Origin of the sequence: Nanhaiella sioensis (assembly GCF_046557775.1) — a bacterium.
GTDB classification, from domain to species: Bacteria; Bacillota; Bacilli; order Bacillales; family SM2101; genus Nanhaiella; species Nanhaiella sioensis.
In genome coordinates this window covers 3,058,825-3,082,072 of sequence record NZ_JBKAEG010000001.1, presented here as the reverse complement: position 1 = coordinate 3,082,072, position 23,248 = coordinate 3,058,825, and the positions used below count along the sequence as shown (strand labels likewise).

The window sequence follows — 23,248 nt, the reverse complement described above, 5'->3', positions numbered from 1 at the left end:
TTTAACTCTTAGTACGAAAAGCAACAACCCATGCGAAAGCAGCTTTTTAATAAAACTTCAATGATTAAAAATTATAAATTAGATAGAGATTTTTAGTTGATTGTACCCAGGGGGGAAATATTGAATATGAGTGATAATAGATCTAATTGGCAAGATCGATTACAAAAAGTACAAAAGATGTTCAGTAGCAAAGATGCTGTTAAAGGTGCAAGAATTACCTACGGTGTGTTTTGGAACATCACCTTACTCTTTATTATTATTGGATTAATCGGATTCTTTTTTGCTGGTGGTGTTGGAGCTGGCTACTTCGCGTCGTTAGTAAAGGATGAACCCATCCGCTCTTATGATAGTATGAAAAAAGACATTTATAATTATGAAGAAACGACTGAGTTATATTTTGATGATAATGTTTATTTAGGTAAGCTTCGTTCCGACCTTGATCGTGAAGAAGTTAGTATAGATGATGTTTCTCAGCACCTAATAAATGCAGTCGTTGCAACAGAAGATGAGTTTTTTTGGGATCATAGTGGAATTGTTCCAAAAGCAATCATGCGTGCCCTTTTCCAAGAAGTTACAAATTCATCTATAAGAACTGGTGGTAGTACGCTTACCCAACAGTTAATTAAAAACCAAATACTTTCAAACGAAGTATCATTCGAACGTAAGGCAAAGGAAATGTTACTTGCTCTGCGACTTGAACAATCTTTTGACAAAGATGAAATTCTTGAAGCTTACTTAAATGTTTCTACTCTCGGAAGAAATTCTTCAGGTAGGAACATTGCTGGTATCCAAACAGCTGCTCAAGGTATTTTTGATGTTGATGCGAGAGATTTAAACATACCTCAAAGCGCATTTATTGCTGGTTTATTTCAAAGCTTTAGCTATACACCATTTACAAATAAAGGTGAGATAAAAGAGAATTTAGAATCATCTATGAATAGAATGCACACTGTACTTAGCCGTATGCTGCAAGCTGAGTTTATTACGAAGGAAGAATATGAATCTGCATTAAATTACGATATAACAGCAGATTTTGCACCACCTAAGCCATCTCCAATAGATAATTACCCTTGGCTTACTTTTGAGATTGAGGATCGTGCAGAGGAAATATTAGCCGAAATATTAGCTGAAAACGACGGGTACGAAGTGACCGATTTAGCGGAAAACGACGATCTATACAACGATTATATAAATCGTGCGAGTAAAAACTTACGACAAAATGGCTATAAAATCCATACGACAATTGATAAAGAAATCTATGATGAAATGCAAACTGTAGTTCAAAACTTTGAATATTTCGCACCTGACAAGCCAGAAGAAAAAGAAGATCCTGAAACTGGGGAAATGGTTCAAGTAATGGAGCCTATTGAAGCTGGAGCTGTACTAATTGAAAATACAACTGGTAAAATCATCAGCTTTGTTGGTGGACGCGACCATGATCGAGAACAGCTGAACCATGCTACCAATGCACCTCGTTCAAACGGTTCTACAATGAAGCCTTTGTTAGCTTACGGTCCTGCAATGGAGTTAGGAAAAGTTCAGCCTGGTTCAGTATTAGCTGATGTCGAATTAAAAGTTCCAGCTGGTGGAAAGACTTATTCGCCAGGAAACTATGATGGTAGAACACACGGTCTGACTTCTGTTCGTTATGCTTTGCAGAAATCATATAATATACCAGCTGTTAGATCATATATGTCTATCATTGACCAAAATCCTGTTTCTTATTTAGAAAAAATGGGTTATACAAACTTAACTGAAGGAGATCATTATAATTTGTCAATGGCAATCGGTGGATTAACATATGGTGTCACTGTTGAAGAGAATGTTAATGCATATGCTACCTTCGGAAATGATGGTCAATTTGTCGATGCTTATATGATTGAACGAATTGAAACAAATGACGGTGAGATAATTTATGAGCATGAAAGTGAGCCTGTCGAAGTATTTAGCCCACAAACATCTTACTTAATGATTGACATAATGAGAGATGTCATTAGCAGTGGAACAGCTGCATCACTCCCGGGTAGACTTGATTTTAAGTCTGATTGGGCAGGTAAAACTGGTACAGCACAAGATTTTAAAGATGCATGGTTTGTTGCAACAAACCCAAATGTAACCTTTGGAGTTTGGAATGGGTATGACACACCAAAGTCAGTAAAAACGACGTCAGGGCCAACATATGGCCAAAGAAACATATACTTGTGGGCAGATTTAATGAATGCCGCTTATGCTATTAAACCTGAACTAGTTGCTCCTGAAGAAAGGTTTAAAATGCCTGGTGGAATCATTAGTCGTTCTTATTGTGCTGCATCAGGTCTATTGCCTTCCAAAGCATGTGAAGAGGCTGGGCTTATTGAAACAGACCTTTTTAACGCAAAATATGTACCTACAAAAGAGGACAATAGCTTAGAAAAAGCTAATTATGTTGAAATTGGTGAAAAAATATATCGAGCTTTAGAAACGACCCCTGAAGAATTTACTATTGAAGGATTTATGTTTACTGAAGCATTCCTTGAAGAAATTGGCATTACCGATATAAAAGTAGCTAAGCAACTCATTCCAAATAGTGAAAAATGGAGCAACATTATTTTTCCAGAATTAGAGGAATTAGAAGATACGGGAGAGGTACCTGATACAATGGGCGGTGTTAAACTAAATGGAAACTCAATCTCATGGCCTGCTCATTATCAACAAACTGTTATTGGATATCGAGTGTACGAAATATCTAATTATGGGGAGAATGTTTCTGAAATAGGTATCGTACCTGTTGGTGAAGATTTAGGATTTACAGTAGGTAATACTGATAGTGCTTATTATGTGACTGCGGTCGATATATTTGGAAGAGAATCTGCTGAGTCTAATAAAGTCATTAATGGTGATTGGCAGGAAGAACCTGATGATAATGAAGACCCTAACAACGGGGACAATGACCAACCTGGTGACGGTGAGGATGATCCTGGTAACGATGATAATGATCAACCTGGTGAGGGCGACGATCCTGATACAGGTGATAACGATAATGATCAACCTGGTGACGGTGAGAACCCTGGTGATGAGGATAACGATCAACCTGGTGACGGTGAGGACCCTGGTGATGAGGACAACGATCAACCTAGTGACGGTGAGAATGATCCAGGAAACGATCAACCCGGTGATATAACTGAACCAGAAGATCCAAGTACACCTACAGACCCATCAAATCCTTAATAGTAAAGTTTAGGGCCTATTAAAAAGAAGGTTGCTCAAAAGTTAATACTGAGCGACCTTCTTTTTTTAACCCTTTATTAAAAATATCATATTTTCATATATAAGAACTATTAATAGTTAGACGTATAAGATGCTACCTATTAAATATTTGTTTCGTTCTTAATACGAAAAACATCGTTTATACCTGCAACTAATCTTCCATAGTTGATAAATCACCCGTAGGTAAATCTAATTCCCAGGCTTTTAACACTCTACGCATAATTTTTCCACTTCTTGTTTTAGGTAACTTTTCACAAAACTCAATTTCACGTGGAGCTGCATGAGCTGACAGACCTTTTTTCACGAAAAGCCTGATTTCTTCCTTTAATTCATCAGTAACATCGTAGCCATGTCTAAGTGCAACGAATGCTTTAATAATTTCTCCACGTACTGGGTCAGGTTTTCCTATCACCCCAGCTTCTGCTATTGCTGGATGTTCAACAAGCTTACTTTCAACTTCAAAAGGCCCAACTCTTTCACCGGAAGTCATAATCACATCATCTATCCTACCTTGGAACCAAAAATACCCCTCTTCATCCATATAAGCTGAGTCCCCTGATACATACCAATCACCTGGCATAAAGTATGATTCATATTTTTGTTGATTATTCCAAATCGTATACATCATCGATGGCCATCCTTTTTGTATAGCCAAATTCCCCATCCGGTTTGGTGGTAATTCATTTCCTTGATCATCAACAATCGCAGCCTTAATTCCTGGAATAGGTTTCCCCATTGAACCGGGCCTTATTTCCATACATGGATAATTACATATTAATTGGGCACCTGTTTCAGTCATCCACCATGTATCATGAATACGATTATTGAATACTTTAACACCCCAACGTATGACTTCAGGATTTAATGGTTCACCTACACTTAAAATATGTCTAAGGGTGCTCAAATCATTTTGCTTTACTAAATCATCTCCAGCACCCATTAACATTCTAAATGCAGTTGGAGCACTATACCAAATAGTAACACCGAACTGTTCAATCGCTTCATACCATGTAGCTGGGCTAAATCTTCCTCCAATAACTACATTTGCAGCACCCACAAGCCATGGAGCAAAAATACCATACGCAGTCCCTGTAACCCATCCAGGGTCAGCAGTACACCAATAAACATCATCTTCTTTTAAGTCCAATACCCACTTTGCTGTTTGATAGTGCTGAATCATAGCATTATGGACGTGCAATACTCCTTTTGGTTTACCTGTTGAGCCTGAAGTATAATGAATAATAAGTCCATCTGATCTATCGACCCATTCAATACTTAAACGGTCACTAGCACTTTCCATTTCTTTATAATAATTAATAAACCTTTCATCATCTTCTAAGCCATCACCAACTAAAACGATATGCTTTAATGCTGGAAGCTCATTAACTGGAACTCTATCTAATAACTCAGGAGTCGTTACTAACACTTTTGCCTCACTATCTTCTAACCTATCACGTACTGCCCCTTCCATAAAAGCTTCAAATAACGGACCAACAATTGCTCCTAGTTTTATTGCCCCTAGAATAATAAAATATAATTCGGGAGAACGAGGCATAAACACAAAAACACGATCACCTTTTTCAACATCAGCTGCTTGCTTAAGTACATTCCCTGCTCGGTTAGAGAATTCACTCATTTCCTTAAATGTATATTTCTCTTTTCGAACAGAATCTTGATAATATAATGCAATTTTATTTTTCCTAAAGGTATATGCATGACGATCAATCGCCTCATATGCCATATTCACTCTACCTGTCTTTGACCAAGAAAAGTTATTTTCCACATCGGACCAATTAAACTGACTATAAATTTCTTCGTAGTCTGTTAAATTGTAATCCCCTTTCGTAACAGCTAACGATTCCACCTTCATTTACAATTCCCCCTTTGTAAATCTCTTCAAAGAATATTATATTATAAATACATACTGTTCTCAATTTTAAAAATATTAAAATAACATTTGTAGTTCTACAATACATTGTTAACGAATTGCCACAAAAATGAAGATGAAAAAAATGCACTGAGAGTAATTATATATTACTAATATTATGTATAATAGAATAAAACATGTAATAAGGTGGTGACCTAATGGAACATAAAAAAACTTATAATGCAAAAGAATTAAAAACACCACAGGGAAACTTAATTTTAGAAGGACCCATTTCATCTGCTAAACTATCAAGCTACGATTTTCATCACGATCTTATAGCATTTCGCCAACCAGATCAACAACATAAGGCATTAATAGGGATAGCAGATTTGCCTGAAGGTAGAATTATTATCGCAAGACACCAACATACCATAGTTGGATATGTTACTTTCTTATACCCTGATCCTCTAGAACGCTGGTCTGAAGGCAACATGGGAAATTTAATTGAACTCGGGGCAATAGAAGTGATTCCTAAATTCCGAGGTTCATCAGTCGGCAAAAACCTTATTAATGTATCAATGATGGATGATGTAATGAATGACTACATTATTATTACGACCGAATACTACTGGCACTGGGATTTAAAAGGTACAGGGCTTAATGTTTGGGAGTATAGGAAGGTAATGGAGAAAATGATGAATGCTGGCGGTCTAGAATGGTATGCCACCGATGATCCAGAAATAAGTTCTCATCCAGCAAACTGTTTAATGGCTAGAATAGGAACAAGAGTTGATAATGAATCCATACAAAAATTCGATCGATTAAGATTTATGAATAGATTTATGTATTAGATAGCCTTTAAATTGAAATACAGCTTGAAGGGGGAAATACAATGATAGTTGAACAAATAATGAAAACAGATGTAACAACACTCTTCCCAAATGATACGATTGAAACTGCTATCATCACGTTGCACAAAAAAGATATTAGACATATCCCTATTGTAGACAAAAGCCATCACATAATTGGGGTTATCTCAGATCGTGACTTACGTGATGCAAGCCCTTCTATTTTGGAACTTAACAATGATAATAAACACATACTTAAACAGCCAATAAAGAACATTATGAAAACTGACGTTATTACTGGTCACCCGTTAGATTTTGTTGAGGAAGTGGCTGCTGTATTTTATGAGCATCGGATCGGTTGTATGCCGTTAACAAATAATAATAAATTGGTAGGTATAGTTACAGAAACAGACGTCCTTCATACCCTTGTACAACTTACTGGTGCACACCAACCTAGTTCACACATTGAAATTAAAGCTAGTAACAAAACCGGCATGCTAAGCGATATTGCCTCAATTTTTAAAGACCGAAATATAAACATCAATAGTGTCCTAGTATATCCAGATGTAGATGAGAGCTATAAAATACTCGTTTTTCGTGTCCAAACGATGAACCCACTGAAAATCGTAAATGAATTGAAAAATGAAGGTTATACAGTCTTATGGCCAACTCAACCAGGTATTTCTTTATGAGCGGAAACTCAGTCTTTATTTATTCGGACCAATTTCAATTATACAAATTTAGTGATGACCATCCTTTTAATCAATTGAGGGTGAAATTAACTTATGACCTCCTTAGAAAGCTTCATTTACTCGATGATAATCAAATTATCCCTCCTAGAATTGCAACAGATGAGGAACTGACGCTTATTCATGACCCAAACTATATACAAGCAGTTAAATTAGCTGGCAAAGGTCAACTTTCAGCGGAAAAAGCTCAAGCATATGGAATTGGCACCGAAGATACCCCCATTTTTAAAGATATGCATACAGCAAGTGCTCTGTTAGTAGGCGGTACGTTAACGGCTGTAGACCATGTGTTAACAGGAAAGGCTACACATGCACTAAGCCTTGGAGGAGGATTACACCATGGATTTAGAGGAAAGGCATCTGGCTTTTGCATTTATAATGATAGCTCTGTAGCCATTAAATATATGCAAGAAAAATATGGGGTACGAGTAATGTATGTCGATACAGATGCTCATCATGGGGATGGAGTACAATGGACATTTTATGATGACCCTGAAGTATGTACATTATCCATACATGAAACTGGACGATATTTATTCCCAGGTACAGGACATGTAAATGAAAGAGGACATGGGAAAGGTTATGGGTATTCGTTTAATATCCCAGTTGATGCTTTCACAGAAGATGACTCTTGGTTGCATGCTTATAAACAATCTTTTTTAGAAATTGCAGACTATTTTAAACCAGACGTCATTATAACTCAAAATGGTGCCGACTCTCATTATTATGACCCACTTACACACCTTTCTTCGACGATGAAAATATATCGAGAAATTCCAAAGCTAGCTCATGAAATTGCTCATAAGTATTGTAGTGGTAGATGGATCGCAGTAGGTGGAGGGGGTTATGATATATGGCGTGTTGTTCCTAGGGCATGGTCCTTAATTTGGATTGAGATGATTGAAAAATCACATAATATTTCTGATATACCTGAGGAATGGATCAAAGCATGGCAAGACGCTTCTCCAGTACAACTACCGTTAAAATGGGATGATCCAGCAGACCTTTACTCTCCTATACCGCGTAGAAATGAAATTTCTGAGAAAAACTTGCACACAGTCATGAAAGCGCTTCAAATCATTAGAGAAAATAAACAACAACGGAATTCTATATAAAAAATAGCTTATAAATCAAAATGATTTATAAGCCATTTTTTAATTTTATGTCCTAATAACATTTCATTTAATATGCTTAAAAGAAGCTGTTTCTACTACAAGCGTTAAGGCATGTTCGAGAGTTAAAAATTAATTAGTTTGTTCAATGTATTCTGGATCAGAAATGACTATTTCAACTCTTCGATTTTTCTCCCAATTTTCTGGATTAGAGTTAGGAGCAACGGGTCTAGTATCACTAAATCCGACAGCTTCAAAGCGGATATCATCTAGCTGATGCTCTTCTATTAAATAACGAATAACACTGCTAGCCCGAGCTGTAGATAATTCCCAATTTGATGGGTATCTAAAAGTTTCGATTGGACGATTATCTGTATGCCCTTCCACTTTAACTAGATTTGACATGTCACCTAATAAATTTCCAACCTTATCTAAAAATGGATAAGCGGATGGCTGAATAATTGCTTCCGCAGTGTTAAATAAAACCTTTTCTTGTAAAACTAAAACAACTCCACGCTCATAACGATTAGCTACAATGACATCTTCAAGACCATTCTCTTCGAGGAATAGTTGTATTTCTACAACTAATTCATTTAATGGATCTGAAATAGTGGTCTCCCCACTACCCTCTTTCAAATGTATATCTTCTGCTGATAATGGATCGAAGGGGATAGGAGATGGATCAAAGTCTAAAATATGGTTCGTTTTAAATGAATTAGCAACAGCTTTAAACTTAACAATATCAATTTGCGACATTGAAAACATTAATATGAAGAAAACAAGAATTAAAGTTATAAGGTCAGAAAAAGTAACCATCCAAGCAGGTGCACCTTTTTTTCTTGCAGTATGCACTCTTTTCCTATCTCTCATTTTGAGCTGCCTCCTCTACCTCCTCATCTTCGATGCCCACTCGCTCCTTATAAGATAAAAAGGCACTGAGCTTTTCTTCCAAAATTTTAGGGTTTTGACCAGATTGAACCCCAATCACCCCTTCAATGATAATTTGCTTCAAAAATACTTCTTTTTCTGTTTTCAAAGCAAGTTTTGATGCTAATGGAATGAAAACTATATTAGCGAGTAATGAGCCGTACAATGTAGTTATTAAAGCAATTGCCATGTTGGGACCTAAAGTCGTTGGATCATTCAAATTTTTGAGCATTAATACTAATCCTGTTAAGGTACCAATCATTCCCCAGGCAGGTGCTAGTTCTCCAGCCCTTTCAAGAATACTTCTTCCCTTCCGATGTCTTTCTTCCATTGCAGAAATTTCAGCATCCATAATATCATTAATAACATCAGGTTCGATACCATCTACAGCTAATAGGACACCTTTTTTAATAAACGGATCGTTAACATTTTCAATTTCAGCTTCTAATGCAAGTAAACCTTCCCTTCTCGCCCTATCAGATAAATTGACAAATGTATTAATTAATCCTTGTAGCTCCTGTTCATTTTGACTAAATGCTTCTTTTAACACCTTAAATAAAAGTTTAATGTCTTTTAAGGGAAAACTTGTTAACAACCCAGCAGTTAAACCACCCAAAACAATATACATTGATGGGAAATGGATAAATGAGGATAATCCTGTCGATCCACTATTTGATATTATACCGAATAAAAACATAGCTACTGCAAGAACTAATCCACTAGGTGTTAGTAAATCGAATTTTTTTTTCATAATTTCTCTCCCTGTGCATATATAGAATCCAACCTCTCTATTCTATATATCGACAGGATTTTTAATTTGTTGAATGACGAAACTCAATTCTATGAGGAAGTACTACGACGCTATCCTCTACCTTCTCTTTATTCATATATTTTGTTAACAACCGCATTGCTACTGCACCGATATCATACATAGGTTGAACAACTGTCGTCAATTGTGGTCGCACCATAAAAGATAGCCTTGTATTATCAAAGCCAATCACTTCCATATCTTTAGGAATCACTGTGCCATGATCTTGCGCCCCATGAATGACACCTAAAGCCATTTCATCATTCCCAGCAAAAACAGCCGTTGGTTTATCTGGCATCTCCTCTATCTTTTTGTAAGCCTCAATCCCTGAATCATAAGTATAATCACCTTCAAGAACATATTCATCTACATATTGTAGCCCAGCTTCTGAAAGAGCTTTTTTATATCCTTCTAGCTTCTTTATACTACTAATTTGATTATCAAGTGGGCCACTGACGTATGCAATTTTTTTATGGCCATTATTAATAAAGCTAGTTGTCGCATCAAATGCAGCTTGTTCATAATCAATGTTGACAGAAGGTATAATATTTTCTTCTTCAATAGATGCTGCTAAAACTACTGGTACTTGTGATTTTTTAAATTGTTCAACATGATCTTTTGTAATATTCCCACTCATATAAACGATTCCATCGACTTGTTTTCCAAGCATGGTATTAATTAAATGAAGCTCTTTTTCTTTATTTTGATCGGAGTTGCTTAAAATAATGTTATATTTATACATTGTTGCTATATCTTCTATCCCTCTCGCTAGCTCAGCGTAGAAGATACTTGATATATCAGGAATGATCACACCGACAGTTGTAGTTTTTTTACTCGCTAAACCACGTGCCACTGCATTTGGTCGATATCCAAGTTGTTCAATTGTCTCTAATACTTTTTTCCTCGTCGCTGGTTTTACATTTGGGTTCCCATTTACAACCCTTGAAACAGTTGCCATTGATACATTAGCCTCACGTGCAACATCATATATAGTAACATTCATCATTATCAGCTCCTAATTATTTTTCTTTATGCTATTATTTGCTTAAATTTTATATTTAACAGAACCACTACTTATATTAATAAGCAAGAATTGTTTTAGTATTGTATAGAGTTTCACAAATGGCCTTAATAAGGGCTATTTTCACATCAATCCTTACTATTCATACTAAGGTGTAAAAAACTAACATTCGTGCATCTTTTCTACTATCACTTTAACGGTTTCGGACAAAAACCCATCTTCATGTTCATTGTTAATATATAAATATAGCTGCAAAGTTTTTGAACAGAGATTTAATTATAAATATTATGTAGGTGACATTTCTTAAGTTATATGTAACATATCATACGATACTATGAAATAGACCGCAATCAATATACAAATTATTTTCACAAAAAAAACTCCTGCCGTAGCAGGAGTAATACATATTCAACACAAATATAGCTATATTTCGTAACATCTGTACACTAAAAACCGTTGTAAATGGTGTCACATCACGCTTTTATAAATTTTTATTAAAACAGTAACAGTATAAAGCAAAAAGAGCTATTAATTAAGCTTTAACAGTGCTAGCTGATTTAATTTCATTGATAAAATCGTTAAATTGATTGAAATCCATTTGTTGTGCTGAATCAGAAAGTGCTACAGCTGGATCTGGATGAACCTCTGCCATTACACCATCTGCCCCAATTGCTAACGCTGCTTTAGCGGCAGGTAATAACAAGTCTCTACGACCAGTAGAGTGTGTAACATCAACAAATACTGGAAGATGTGTCTCTTTCTTTAAAATTGGTACTGCTGATATATCCAATGTGTTTCTTGTAGCTCTTTCATAAGTACGGATACCACGTTCACAAAGAATAATTTGTCCATTGCCTTGAGAAATAATATATTCTGCAGCGTTGATAAACTCATCTATAGTAGCTGCTAAACCGCGCTTCAGTAATACTGGTTTATTCACTGCCCCAGCAGCTTTGAGTAATTCAAAGTTCTGCATATTTCTTGCGCCAATTTGTATAACATCAATATAATCCACTGCTTTCTCAACATCAGCTGGATTAACAATTTCACTAATAACTGCTAAATCATATTCATCTGCAACTTGTTTAAGTATTTTCAATCCTTCTACACCTAAACCTTGGAAGTCATATGGTGATGTTCGTGGCTTAAACGCTCCTCCACGTAGAAGCTTTAATCCATGCTTCTTAATTTCGTTTGCTACTGATGCAACTTGTTCATAGCTTTCAACTGCACACGGCCCCATTACAAAGTGATGATTTCCATCACCAATTTGTTCACCTTTTATATCAATAATTGTGTCTTCTGGTTTTTTCTTTCTAGAAACTAATAATGCTTTACGGTGATCATCTTTTTGTAGTTCCAGCCCTGCCTTAAATATTTCTTTAAAAATATGTTGCAATGTTGAAGTCTCAAATGGCCCATCATTTTGTTCATTAATTAAATCCAACATTTTTCGTTCTCTAACAGGATCAAAACGATTAACACCTTGTGCTTCTTTCACTTTTCCTATTTCTTGTACAAGTGATGCACGTTCATTTATTAACTTCAATAATTGCATGTTAATCTCTTCTACTTTTAACCTTAGCTCGTCTAATTGTTTATTACTCATCTCTTTCATCCTTTCGACTATGATAAAGTGTATTCAAATCAAGAACTTTGGTTCCCCTTTTTGAATGACAAATTATAAGTTTGATTCCTCATCTTAATAATGATATAGCAAATATATTATGCTCAGATTACTTTATTAGATGTGGAAAGTGTGGTACATTTCATGTAATTAGAGTTTATTATATACGAATTCAATTGTGTTGTCACTAAAAAACTTTAATATTTAAACGCTTTTAAGTGTTAAAGTATTTTGATTAATTGTGAAGAAGGTGAGAAGCTTTGACCTTACTACCTACGATTTTTGCATTAGATATAGGAACAAGATCTGTCAACGGCATAATAGTTAAGGAAAAAGATAACAATTTTGAAATTGTTGATATTGTAACAAAAGAACATTCTGAAAGAGCAATGCTTGATGGGCAAATTCATGATGTATTGGCTGTCTCAAAAGTAATAACAGAAATAAAAACAGAACTAGAAAGTAGACATGGGAAATTAGCTAAAGTATGTGTAGCTGCAGCAGGGAGAGCATTAAAAACTGAACGTGGTCTAGTTACTATGCCCATTTCAGGAAAGCCGATCATGACAAAACAAGACGTACTGCATTTTGAATTAAGCGCTGTTCAGCAGGCCCAAATAAACTTAGCGTCAAATAATAAGGAAGATAAAAGCTATCATTATTATTGTGTAGGATATTCTGTCATATGCTATAAGCTAGATGATGAAGAAATTGGCAATTTAATTGACCAACAAGGTGAAACTGCTTCTGTTGAAATAATTGCCACATTTTTGCCTAGAGTCGTTGTCGAATCTCTTATATCAGCATTACAGCGCTCTAATTTAGAAATGGAAGCTCTCACACTGGAACCGATCGCTGCCATTAATGTACTGATACCCCAAACAATGCGTCGATTAAATGTAGCTTTAGTTGATATAGGTGCAGGTACTTCAGATATTGCGATTACTGATGCTGGAACAGTTGTTTCTTACGGGATGGTACCAATTGCAGGTGATGAAATTACAGAAGCTATAAGCGATGGCTACTTACTAGATTTTCCACTCGCTGAAAAAGCAAAACGAGAGCTATTTACGCAAGGGACCATTACGATTACAGATATTTTAGGATTTGAGACAGAGGTTCCGAAACATGAGGTTATTAAACAAATTTCTTCCTCCATAGACAAGCTGGCATCCTCCATAGTAAGTGAAATACTAACATTAAATCAGCATAAATCTCCAAAGGCAGTGATGCTAGTAGGTGGTGGTAGTTTAACACCTGAATTGCCAAAACGAATTGCTTCATACCTAGAGCTACCAGACAATCGAGTCGCGATTCGTGGCATTGATGCAATTCAAAGACTAATTTTATCTGAAAATATTCAAAAAGGGCCTGAACTAGTCACTCCTATTGGAATAGGAATTGCAGCTAAACAAACGCCTGTTCAGTATTTAAGCGTGACAGTAAATGACAAATCTATTAGACTATTTGATATAAAAAAACTAACTGTTGGTGATTGTTTACTATCAGCGGGCATAGAAATGAATAAACTGTACGGCAAGCCTGGTATGGCAAGCATTATTACATTAAATGGACAAAAAGTTACTTTGCCAGGAAATTATGGTCTTCCACCAACGTTATTAAAAAACAATGAACCGTGCTCACTCGATGATTTAATTCAACAAGGTGACCATATTACGATTGAAAAAGGCCGCGATGGAAGTCCAGCTCGAGTACAAATCAAAGATATTATTGATCAAATACCTACAGCACACATCACGATTAATGGACAAAAGCATAAAATTGTTGCAAGATTTTTTAAAAACAAGCAAGAGGTGAATGCAGATAGTTTCGTTATTGATCATGATAGCATTCATTGTGAATTTCCTTCTAATATTAAAGGGTTACTAAATTTTATACAAAATGAAAATATGCACTCTGAGTTGCTTACATATTCCTTAGTGATTAATAAACAAGAGACAAAAATTCCCTCTATGTCTGGATACATAACTCGTAATGGTGTGAAAGTGCCTCCAACATCTAGCTTTACAAATAATGATAATATCGTTATTAATTTCTCTAAATCTACATTAACTGTTAAAGACTTAGCTGAATTAAAGGGAATTATGTTATCTCAAACGATTCCAATTCAGTTTAATCATAAGCAAATATTATTAACAAAAAGTATAAATGAGATTTATAAAAATGGAACGAAACTGAATGAAGCCGATATTTTATATAGCGGCGATCACATTGAAATAGAAAGCAAAACCGTTGAGCCATTTATCTTTCAAGACATATTTTCACATATAGAATTTAATTTACCTGACAATGCGCATGGCGGTTACGCATTACTTAGAAACAATGAAGAAGTATCGTTTAAAGATATTATAGAGCCAGGAGATGAGCTACGTATCGTCTTTCAGGATAAAAACACATATGTGTAAGCATAAGGCTCTTCTCGTCAGCTATATTGCTATCTAATTAGAAACAGTACGAAGAAAAATTACAATTTATGCGAAAACAGCCAAACGTTAAGGAGTGGGAGGATGATCCTCCCACTCCTTTATCCTACCTGCTTTTTTAATGTATCGTAAGTGATGTTCCAGTGAGATGCATGCCAAATGACCTTGCCATCCTTCACTAGTAAAACTTGTGGAGATTCATGTTTAGTACTATATTTTTCAGCTATAAAATTTGAAAGAGCTCTTGATTCCTGTACATATAAATAAAATATTTGAAGCTCTTCATTTTCATTATTATATTTTTCAAATTCCTTAAAAGCTGAACTGCTAATCGGACATGTTAAGCTGTGTTTCATTACTAAAAACTTTGAATGTTCATTAATAAGCTTTTCAAATTGTTCCTTAGATGATATTTTTACTTTAGCCAATATAAATCCCCCTAACCTTAAAAATCGCAATTGTTCTTCTATCTAATCCCAGCATGCCATGACTTTCTTTCTCTTGAACTTATACAGTACCTTCATCCAAATCTATTGCGACTCACAAGGGCATAGGTGCTGAATCTAGACAACAAGAAATGAGCAATCTCCTTAGTTATCTCTGAAATTCTTCCCAAAAAAATAGGTAGTGAAGTAATCATAACACTCCACTACTTATTACTCAATTGAATTGAACTTTCCATATCCTCAATAGCTTTTTCAGTTTCTTGGAGCTTTTTTTGAATATCAATATCATTTTGTCCAATGGTAATATATTCATTTTTTTGTTTAGCTAGTGTTGGTTCCTCTTTCTCATTTGTTATAGTAGTTGGTATGTCAGAATCGCCATTTCTTTTCATTTCTTTCATTTTAGTTACGATGTTAGAAGATTGTTGAGCAACTGTTTTTCTGAACCCTGCTGTTTTATCCTTCGCTGAACCTGCAATCGATGAACCTTTTTCCATGACTGTATTTTTAATTTGACCAGTTTTATCCTTAACAATTACTGCTTGTTCATTAATATCACTTCTTAATTCTTTTCCTGATTTAGGTGTCAAGAATAGAGTAGTACAAGCTCCTACAATACCACCGACTAAAGCACCAATCAGAAAATCTTTTGTATTGATCCCATCTTTGCTCATCGTATTATCTCCTCCTTCATTAATGTATTCAAAATGTATATTCAAGCTCCCCCACAAAGTATCATGCTTCTTCAAGCGGAGTAGACTTTTACAAACCACTGAAGCTAATTTGCTTTAATGACTTACTTAGATTTACTTTTCCACTTATTCCATAAGTCAATTGCTGCACTTCCCCATTGAACTACTTGAGTTACTTTCTCTTGATTATCTTCTAATTGATTCACTACTGATGTAGAAACCTCTTGTACTGACTTATTAAATCGATGTACAGACGTACCCACATCATTAACAGCATCTACAACTGAATTTAACTTTTCGGATTTTTTTTGAATATCTTCAGCGAGAATGTTTGTTTTCTTTAATAAATCAGTTGTTTCTGATGTAACTCCCTCCACTTGTTTTTCTAGTGAAGACAGAGTATGTGCGACACTTTTTAACGTAAGTTGTAATGAAACTAATGTCTTTGCTAAAAAAATTACTAGTACAACAAAAGCAACAGCTACAATAGCTACACTAATATAAACTATCCACATCAACCTAACGTTACCTCCTTTTCAGCTATAATAACCTAATTATCTTTTAAATTCGACGTATGTCTATTATGTTCCTCTCTAAAAATGTATAAAGTTACATTTTTGTATTTATTAAATTGATACTCGTAGTATTTCAGTAATACAAAACAAATATTTTCGGTTACAATAATATAGGATAGCTCAAGATCAATTAATTGTATTAATCTGTTAGTAACATTATGTATATACTTTATATAAGGTTTTGAGTTAAACAATGTTGCTTCACAATTCTTAAAACAATTTGGAGGAATTTATCATGAAGGATCCAAGAATTAACACATTGGCTAAAAATTTAATAAACTATTCCGTTAGTTTACAAAAGGGTGAAAAGGTTCTAATAGAGAATTTCGGACTGGAAAAAGAGCTTGTTGTAGCATTAGTTAAAGAAGCATATGCTGCAGGTGGTCAACCATTTGTTTCATTAAAGGATCAACAAGTTGACCGTGCATTATTAATGGGAGCAGAAGATGAGCACTATAATATGATAGCTGACTATGAAGCAAACGTGATGAAAGATATGGATGCTTATATTGGCCTTCGCTCAGGTAATAACATTAATGAATTATCGGACGTCCCTGATGAAAATATGAAAGTATACGGAAACACAATACTAAATAAAGTACATCGAGAAATACGTGTACCAAAAACAAAGTGGGTTGTATTGCGTTATCCAACCTCTTCAATGGCTCAATTAGCGAAAATGAGCACTGAATCGTTTGAGGATTTCTATTTTAATGTTTGTAATTTAGATTATGGTAAAATGGCCGTTGCCATGAATAGCTTAGTCGATTTAATGAATAAAACTGACAAGGTTCGAATAACGGGTGTAGAAACTGATTTAACTTTCTCTATTGACAATATTCCAGCAGTTAAATGTGCTGGCCTCAGAAATATTCCTGATGGTGAAGTTTATACTGCCCCTGTACGGGAATCGGTAAACGGAACAATTACTTATAATACCCCATCTCCATACCAAGGTTTTACATATGAAAATGTAAAGCTTACATTTAAAGATGGCAAAATAATCGAGGCAACCTCTAATGATAATGAACGAATAAATAAAATTTTTGATACTGATGAAGGTGCTAGATATGTAGGTGAATTTGCAATTGGTGTAAATCCATACATCCAACATCCAATGCAAGATATCTTATTTGATGAAAAAATAGATGGTAGCTTCCACTTTACTCCTGGGCAATGTTACGATGAAGCATATAATGGGAACAGCTCAAATATTCATTGGGATATGGTCATGATCCAACGCCCTGAATATGGAGGTGGAGAAATATATTTCGATGATGTCCTCATTCGTAAGGATGGTCGTTTCGTTATCCCAGAACTTGAAGCATTAAATCCAGAAAATCTTAAATAAACACTAACAAAGCAGAATCACCTTGGATACTTCTGCAAGCTTCACCATTATTTTAAAAGAAAAGCGTACTACACTAACCGTTAAAAACGCTCAGAGCATAAGCTCTGAGCGTTTAGTGTATGTGTATATATTAGTAAATTGCTTGGTCATTTATTTAGGTTGCTACTGTAAAATTAAATATTTCTTGAAGAGAACGATGTGGCTTTACGTACAGCCATGGTATATAAGAGACGCTATGCCACAAGCTCTAATTTGTATGCGTGTTTATTTAATTGTCTTTTCATATGCTTCTTCAAACTTTTGAATATCACCAGCACCCATAAATAACAGCACACTATTTTCATGACGCTTCAATCGTTCAATTTCTTTCTCATTTATTAACATGCTCCCATCTATCTTTGCTTGTAAATCAAAGATAGAAAGCTTACCTTGGTTTTCACGGGCTGATCCAAAAATATCGCACAAATATACTTGGTCAGCAAGTTGTAAGCTAGTAGCAAATTCATCTAAGAAAGTTTTGGTTCTAGTATACGTATGCGGTTGAAACACAGCGACAATTTCTCTGTCAGGATATTTTTGCCTTGCTGACTCTACCGTTGCTTTCACTTCTGTCGGATGATGCGCATAATCATCGATCAATACCTGATTACCTATTCTCTTTTCACTGAACCTTCTTTTCACACCCTCAAATGTTTGAAGTTGCTCTTTAATAACAGCTAAATCAATATTTTCATAATGACATAAAGCAATGACTGAAAGGGCATTTAATACATTATGATCACCAAAAGTAGGTATCTTAAAAGATGAGAAAAAAGTATTTCTAACAAATACATCAAACGTGGTTCCATCAGAACTTTTTTCTACATTTCTAGCTTGAAAATCATTATCATCATTCAAGCCATAGTACAATACTGGTACTTTAGCTTGAATTTTTTGTAAATGTTCATCATCACCACACGCAATGATTCCTTTTTGAACTTGTAATGCTAATTCTTGAAACGCATCAAATACATCATCCACATTTGAGAAATAATCAGGATGATCAAAATCAACATTTGTCATGATTGCGTAATCAGGATAATAAGAAAGGAAATGGCGTCGATATTCACACGCTTCCACAATAAAATATCTACTGTTTTCTACTCCCTTTCCAGTACCATCACCAATTAAAAATGAAGTAGGATGTGCGCCTCTCATTACATGAGATAAAAGTCCAGTTGTAGATGTTTTCCCATGAGATCCTGTAATTGCAACACTAGTAAATTTCTGCATAAAATCACCTAAAAAACGGTGATATCTTATGACTGGTACGCCTAATTTATTCGCTGCATCTAATTCTTCATGTGTATCAGGAAAAGCATTACCAGCAATTACAGTATGATCTGGCTTAATATTTTCCTTATCAAAAGAAAAAAATGGTATTCTTCTTTCTTCAAGTCCTTGTTGTGTAAATAAACGCTTATCAATATCAGAGCCTTGAACCTCGTAATTCATATCATGAAGTATTTGAGCTAGCGGACTCATTCCAGTACCTTTAATACCGACAAAATGGTAAACTGTCATATGAAGAACCTCCAACTTTTCGTATATCTGTAAGACAGTATATGACACTTATCTAGATTTGCTAACCTTTGAAAACATTAAACCTCAATGATTTCATATTTGAACATTATACCATTGATTGTAGATGAAAACCATGTAATTTGTAATACAGATACTTACAGTTATAAAACCATCTTCAGTTAAAGTAGAATTGTTCTAAAAAAGTAAGTGTTATTAGGCTCTTTACTAATACTTGGATGCTATGTTACTAAATTAAAATAGTAAAGTCGTTTTAAATAATCGTCTACTGCTATTGGAAAAATATAAAAAAATCAGATTGATACTTTCGTTTTAAAAAAAAACGAAAAACAACACCTATTTGAAAAGGGTCTTTTGTTATTATAGTTCAACCTTTTCAAGTCTTTCATTCGGTCTAAAACGTCGTCCTACTTTAGCTTGGGGAACTCCATCCAGTAAAACGTTGTCTCCTGTAAAACCAATATGGATTTTTAATAAACTGCTCCCGACACCATATATATCCACTGGTACATTTTGTTTTTCAAATTCATTAATTCTCTTTTCATTAAATCCACCACTTACAACTATTTTCACATGATCAAATCCTTCTCGATCAAGTGCTTCCCTTAAGGCAAAGATAAGTGGAGGATTTACTCCCCTTGGATCAAACGTACCAAGGACTTCAGGATGTCTAACAAAATATTGGTCAATCATCGTTCTTGATGTATCAACTCGAACAGCTTTCAGTTTTTCTCCGAACTCTCTAGCAACTTTTAGAGCATCAACTATACTGTCATTATTATAATCGACCAATACTATAAGCTCTTCTTCTTGAAAAACATCATGATATGCTTTCGTCGCTGCAACAATGTCACCATCAAATAACTGGATAAGAGCATGTGGCATCGTTCCCATACCTTTTTTACCCCACCACTCATTCATCGCATGAGTAGCTTGTGCAGTGGAACCACCTATATAAGCTGCGTATCCATCCCCCGCTTGCTGTGTAAAATGATCATCACGATCACCCATAAATATAATTGGCTTTTGTATACCAGATAATCCCGCTGCTTTTACAACGTTATATACATTAGTAGCAACTGATGTTCTTCGTGCTAATATGCCATCAATAATTCCCTCTAAATAACCAAAACTTTGATAGGGACCAGTTACGGTTAACACCGTCTCAAAAGGACTAATTTTGTCACCGTCCTTCAAAGAATAAACTTCTAGTTCTTTTGGATTATCAACAAAAGTATTTAATAGTGCAATCACTTCATCCGTACCACATAAAACTGCATGATTTTTCTGAAAGAACTGCATCGTAACAATATTATCGGGCTTAAACTTTTCAATGATTTCTTTTGTTTTCAAAAAATAAACAGCCGAAAACCATCCGTCTTTTACACGTTCGTCAAACTTAAATGTCTGATTAGTAAGCCTGCTAATTTTCCCTTGTAACTTTAATTCTATTTCTTTCATACCTAAGGAACTCCTTATATCATTCTAATATGTATCATAATACGCAAACATAAGCTATTGCTACTAGTTTATATTATTCAGAATACCATTTCTTTTTAGGATGTACTAGTTTCTTGTAACAAGCTAAGCTCTTCTCTTGTAATTAGAACATCACGCGGCTTTGTTCCTTTTGCCTCTGAAATTATTCCTTGTTCCTCCATCATATCGATCAAACGGGCAGCACGATTATAGCCAATTCGAAAGCTCCGTTGTAATGCTGAAGTAGAAGCACCACCATGTTCAACTACATACTCACAAGCTGGTAAAAATAAATCATCACTGTTGTCGTTAACAACACTTGTTTTTAACAGCTCTTCTTCTTCAAAAATGTAAGAAGGTTTCATTTGATTTTTCACATGGCCAACTATTTGCTCAATTTCATCATCAGATACAAAATTTCCTTGAACACGTAATGTCTTTGATGAACCGTTTTCTAAAAATAACATATCACCTTTACCTAATAGCTTTTCCGCTCCACTCGTGTCAATAATTGTTCGAGAATCAACTTGAGACGATACAGAAAACGCGATTCTAGTAGGTATGTTTGCTTTAATTAAGCCAGTAATTACATCAACTGAAGGACGTTGAGTTGCGACTATTAAATGAATCCCACATGCTCTTGCTTTTTGAGCGATACGACAAATCGCTTCTTCAACATCACCTGGTGATACCATCATTAAATCAGCTAATTCATCGATAATAATTACTAGATAAGGTAATTCTCCACTTGCTTCTCGTTTATTTTTCACCAATTCGTTATATCTATTAATGTCCCTTACACCGCTATGAGCAAATAATTCATATCGACGCTCCATTTCCTCTACCGCCCACTTTAATGCTGCTGTCGCTGCCTTTACATCGGTAATAACAGGACTAACTAAATGCGGGATATGATTATACGGCGCTAATTCAACCATCTTTGGATCAATTAATAATAATTTTACTTCATGTGGTGCTGCATTATAAAGTAAACTAATTAACATCGCATTGATGCAAACACTTTTCCCTGAGCCAGTTGCTCCAGCAATAAGACCATGAGGCATTTTATTTAAATCAGTAACAATCGGAGTTCCAGAAATATCCAATCCGAGTGCAACTGTTAATGCTGAAGATTGCTCTGTAAACTGCTTGCTTTTTATTATTTGGCGTAGATACACCGGTTTACTTTTTATGTTGGGCACTTCTATACCAATAGTATTTTTCCCTGGTATTGGTGCTTCGATACGAATATCCTTCGCAGACAAACTTAATTTGATATCATCTGCTAAATTCGTTATTTTATTTACTTTAACACCCGGCTGCGGGTGAACTTCAAACCTAGTAACCGATGGTCCTTGTGTCACATTAACAACACTAGCTCCTACTTTAAAATTAGCTAACGTATGATCTAATAATTCTCGCTGTTGGTTGAGCCATTCGCTATTTTCCGTTTGTTGTTCAGGTGGATTATGTAATAAAGAGATTTGTGGAAAAAGGTATGACCCATTTTTTTTATCTGTTTTATTGTTATCTGTTCTATTGTTATCTGTTCTATTGTTATCTGTTTTATTGTTATCTGTTCTATTGTTATCTGTTCTATTGTTATCTGGTTTATTGTTATCTGTTCTATTGTTATCTGTTTTATTGTTATCTGTTCTATTGTTATCTGTTCTATTGTTATCTGTTCTATTGTTATCTGTTTTATTGTTATCGCTTTTAAGCTTCTTCTTATCCTGTTTGAGCATGATAACATTAAAGGGGATTCGACTTCTTTTCTTAGGCTGAAAACGACTGCTTGTCTCGTCATTTGAATGATGATTAGTCGTTTGAATATCTTGAACTTCATTATCCACTTGTTCTTCTTGTACATTGTTGTTATCGCTCGAACTCATATCAGTAATTCTAGACTCGGAATCTTGATTTACCTGCTCATCTTTTTCATCACTTGCAATGTCTGCATCTGAGAGCACATTAATCGGTTCAGGTTTTATTTCAAGATTACTTGTAATACTTGTAATCATATCCTCAGAAGATAGCACCTCTTCAACTTTAGTGGCCGGTATTTCAATCTCTACAACTTCTTGGTCCTCCCGAGGAGCATAACCGTAAATTGGTGAAGCCACTTCTGTTGGACGAAAGGGCGTTTTTTTAATTTCTTTTTGGATCGTAACTTTACGAGACCTGTTGCTCGTTTGATGTTTAATATTTGTTTCCTCTTGTACAGGTGTTGGTGATGGAGTTTTTGCAGATGACCTAACTTCCTCATCAGGGATGACTGGAAAACGAAATTTTCCTTTTGGATACTTATATGTCATTTTAGCTTCGATTTTGCTATTGTATCGGACATTTGTTAGTTCTTCATTACTATTATGTTCGTTAGCAATTTCCTCTTCATCAGGCTGGAAAAATTTTTTTATCCAATTCATCATAAATCACTCTTTCATTACTAACTTTCTACTCTCACTTATTATTAGT

At 35.0% G+C, this 23,248-nt stretch carries 17 protein-coding genes; 6 read left to right on the top strand and 11 right to left on the bottom strand.

Features of this window, described 5'->3' with window-relative positions; genetic code table 11:
* The first annotated feature begins 126 nt into the window (after positions 1 to 126).
* Complete coding sequence (locus tag V1503_RS14305; RefSeq protein WP_410627775.1) at positions 127 to 3,207, top strand: transglycosylase domain-containing protein; 3,081 nt, start codon at positions 127 to 129, stop codon at positions 3,205 to 3,207.
* A gap of 190 nt (positions 3,208 to 3,397) precedes the next feature.
* On the opposite strand, the gene acsA is transcribed toward V1503_RS14305, so the two are convergent.
* Positions 3,398 to 5,116 carry an acetate--CoA ligase gene (acsA, locus tag V1503_RS14300; protein WP_214481651.1) on the bottom strand — a complete coding sequence of 573 codons (1,719 nt, stop codon included), beginning with the start codon at positions 5,114 to 5,116 and terminating at the stop codon, positions 3,398 to 3,400.
* Positions 5,117 to 5,331: 215 nt separating this feature from the next.
* On the opposite strand from acsA, the gene V1503_RS14295 reads away from it, so the two are divergent.
* Genes V1503_RS14295 through V1503_RS14285 form a run of 3 tightly spaced genes read left to right on the top strand, consistent with a single transcriptional unit; the run spans position 5,332 to position 7,825 of the window.
* On the top strand, positions 5,332 to 5,964 hold the full coding sequence (locus V1503_RS14295) for a GNAT family N-acetyltransferase (protein ID WP_410627772.1): 633 nt from the start codon (positions 5,332 to 5,334) through the stop codon (positions 5,962 to 5,964).
* Between the two features lie 41 nt (positions 5,965 to 6,005).
* A complete protein-coding gene (locus tag V1503_RS14290) occupies positions 6,006 to 6,653 on the top strand; it encodes an acetoin utilization AcuB family protein (protein WP_214481653.1) in 648 nt (215 codons plus the stop codon).
* Positions 6,650 to 7,825: an acetoin utilization protein AcuC gene (locus V1503_RS14285; protein ID WP_214481654.1), complete on the top strand. Its 1,176-nt coding sequence runs from the start codon at positions 6,650 to 6,652 to the stop codon at positions 7,823 to 7,825. Before V1503_RS14290 ends, V1503_RS14285 begins: the two co-directional genes overlap by 4 nt.
* 129 nt (positions 7,826 to 7,954) lie before the next feature.
* Here V1503_RS14285 and motS read toward each other — a convergent pair whose 3' ends face one another.
* The 4 genes from motS to V1503_RS14265 all read right to left on the bottom strand — a co-directional run bounded on the left by motS (position 7,955) and on the right by V1503_RS14265 (position 12,187).
* Complete coding sequence (gene motS / locus V1503_RS14280; protein WP_214481655.1) at positions 7,955 to 8,692, bottom strand: flagellar motor protein MotS; 738 nt, start codon at positions 8,690 to 8,692, stop codon at positions 7,955 to 7,957.
* A complete protein-coding gene (gene motP / locus V1503_RS14275) occupies positions 8,682 to 9,500 on the bottom strand; it encodes a flagellar motor protein MotP (RefSeq protein ID WP_214481656.1) in 819 nt (272 codons plus the stop codon). Before motP ends, motS begins: the two co-directional genes overlap by 11 nt.
* 61 nt (positions 9,501 to 9,561) lie before the next feature.
* On the bottom strand, positions 9,562 to 10,560 hold the full coding sequence (gene ccpA, locus V1503_RS14270) for a catabolite control protein A (protein WP_410627768.1): 999 nt from the start codon (positions 10,558 to 10,560) through the stop codon (positions 9,562 to 9,564).
* 550 nt (positions 10,561 to 11,110) lie between these two features.
* Positions 11,111 to 12,187, bottom strand: coding sequence for a bifunctional 3-deoxy-7-phosphoheptulonate synthase/chorismate mutase (locus V1503_RS14265; RefSeq protein ID WP_410627766.1), 1,077 nt, complete (start codon positions 12,185 to 12,187; stop codon positions 11,111 to 11,113).
* Positions 12,188 to 12,465: 278 nt separating this feature from the next.
* Between V1503_RS14265 and V1503_RS14260 the strand changes: the two genes are divergently transcribed.
* Complete coding sequence (locus tag V1503_RS14260; protein WP_410627764.1) at positions 12,466 to 14,631, top strand: cell division protein FtsA; 2,166 nt, start codon at positions 12,466 to 12,468, stop codon at positions 14,629 to 14,631.
* A gap of 119 nt (positions 14,632 to 14,750) precedes the next feature.
* Here V1503_RS14260 and ytxJ read toward each other — a convergent pair whose 3' ends face one another.
* The 3 genes from ytxJ to V1503_RS14245 form a co-directional block, all read right to left on the bottom strand.
* Entirely contained in the window at positions 14,751 to 15,077 is a 327-nt protein-coding gene (gene ytxJ / locus V1503_RS14255; RefSeq protein ID WP_410627762.1) for a bacillithiol system redox-active protein YtxJ, read from the bottom strand.
* A 221-nt stretch (positions 15,078 to 15,298) separates the two neighbouring features.
* The gene (locus tag V1503_RS14250; RefSeq protein ID WP_320256648.1) at positions 15,299 to 15,769 is read right to left on the bottom strand and encodes a YtxH domain-containing protein; all 471 of its coding nucleotides are present in this window, start codon (positions 15,767 to 15,769) and stop codon (positions 15,299 to 15,301) included.
* Positions 15,770 to 15,891: 122 nt separating this feature from the next.
* Positions 15,892 to 16,305, bottom strand: coding sequence for a DUF948 domain-containing protein (locus V1503_RS14245; protein WP_320211036.1), 414 nt, complete (start codon positions 16,303 to 16,305; stop codon positions 15,892 to 15,894).
* A 292-nt stretch (positions 16,306 to 16,597) separates the two neighbouring features.
* Here V1503_RS14245 and V1503_RS14240 point away from each other — a divergent pair, with 292 nt between their 5' ends.
* Complete coding sequence (locus V1503_RS14240) at positions 16,598 to 17,713, top strand: aminopeptidase (RefSeq protein ID WP_410627759.1); 1,116 nt, start codon at positions 16,598 to 16,600, stop codon at positions 17,711 to 17,713.
* A gap of 264 nt (positions 17,714 to 17,977) precedes the next feature.
* Here V1503_RS14240 and murC read toward each other — a convergent pair whose 3' ends face one another.
* The 3 genes from murC to V1503_RS14225 all read right to left on the bottom strand — a co-directional run bounded on the left by murC (position 17,978) and on the right by V1503_RS14225 (position 23,202).
* Positions 17,978 to 19,276, bottom strand: a complete 1,299-nt coding sequence (murC, locus tag V1503_RS14235) for a UDP-N-acetylmuramate--L-alanine ligase (protein WP_214481664.1) — start codon at positions 19,274 to 19,276, stop codon at positions 17,978 to 17,980.
* Positions 19,277 to 19,654: 378 nt separating this feature from the next.
* Complete coding sequence (locus V1503_RS14230) at positions 19,655 to 20,755, bottom strand: nicotinate phosphoribosyltransferase (protein ID WP_410627757.1); 1,101 nt, start codon at positions 20,753 to 20,755, stop codon at positions 19,655 to 19,657.
* A 95-nt stretch (positions 20,756 to 20,850) separates the two neighbouring features.
* Positions 20,851 to 23,202, bottom strand: coding sequence for a DNA translocase FtsK (locus V1503_RS14225; protein ID WP_410627755.1), 2,352 nt, complete (start codon positions 23,200 to 23,202; stop codon positions 20,851 to 20,853).
* Positions 23,203 to 23,248: the final 46 nt, after the last annotated feature.

What these genes read in the sequence shown, in the direction of transcription:
- V1503_RS14240 (WP_410627759.1), top strand. Translation starts at nt 16,598, where the DNA reads ATGAAGGATCCAAGAATTAACACATTGGCTAAAAATTTAATAAACTAT.
- V1503_RS14225 (WP_410627755.1), bottom strand. Translation starts at nt 23,202, where the DNA reads ATGATGAATTGGATAAAAAAATTTTTCCAGCCTGATGAAGAGGAAATT.
- ccpA (WP_410627768.1), bottom strand. Translation starts at nt 10,560, where the DNA reads ATGAATGTTACTATATATGATGTTGCACGTGAGGCTAATGTATCAATG.
- motS (WP_214481655.1), bottom strand. Translation starts at nt 8,692, where the DNA reads ATGAGAGATAGGAAAAGAGTGCATACTGCAAGAAAAAAAGGTGCACCT.
- V1503_RS14295 (WP_410627772.1), top strand. Translation starts at nt 5,332, where the DNA reads ATGGAACATAAAAAAACTTATAATGCAAAAGAATTAAAAACACCACAG.
- V1503_RS14265 (WP_410627766.1), bottom strand. Translation starts at nt 12,187, where the DNA reads ATGAGTAATAAACAATTAGACGAGCTAAGGTTAAAAGTAGAAGAGATT.
- V1503_RS14250 (WP_320256648.1), bottom strand. Translation starts at nt 15,769, where the DNA reads ATGAGCAAAGATGGGATCAATACAAAAGATTTTCTGATTGGTGCTTTA.
- V1503_RS14285 (WP_214481654.1), top strand. Translation starts at nt 6,650, where the DNA reads ATGAGCGGAAACTCAGTCTTTATTTATTCGGACCAATTTCAATTATAC.
- murC (WP_214481664.1), bottom strand. Translation starts at nt 19,276, where the DNA reads ATGACAGTTTACCATTTTGTCGGTATTAAAGGTACTGGAATGAGTCCG.
- motP (WP_214481656.1), bottom strand. Translation starts at nt 9,500, where the DNA reads ATGAAAAAAAAATTCGATTTACTAACACCTAGTGGATTAGTTCTTGCA.
- V1503_RS14305 (WP_410627775.1), top strand. Translation starts at nt 127, where the DNA reads ATGAGTGATAATAGATCTAATTGGCAAGATCGATTACAAAAAGTACAA.
- acsA (WP_214481651.1), bottom strand. Translation starts at nt 5,116, where the DNA reads ATGAAGGTGGAATCGTTAGCTGTTACGAAAGGGGATTACAATTTAACA.
- V1503_RS14230 (WP_410627757.1), bottom strand. Translation starts at nt 20,755, where the DNA reads ATGAAAGAAATAGAATTAAAGTTACAAGGGAAAATTAGCAGGCTTACT.
- V1503_RS14290 (WP_214481653.1), top strand. Translation starts at nt 6,006, where the DNA reads ATGATAGTTGAACAAATAATGAAAACAGATGTAACAACACTCTTCCCA.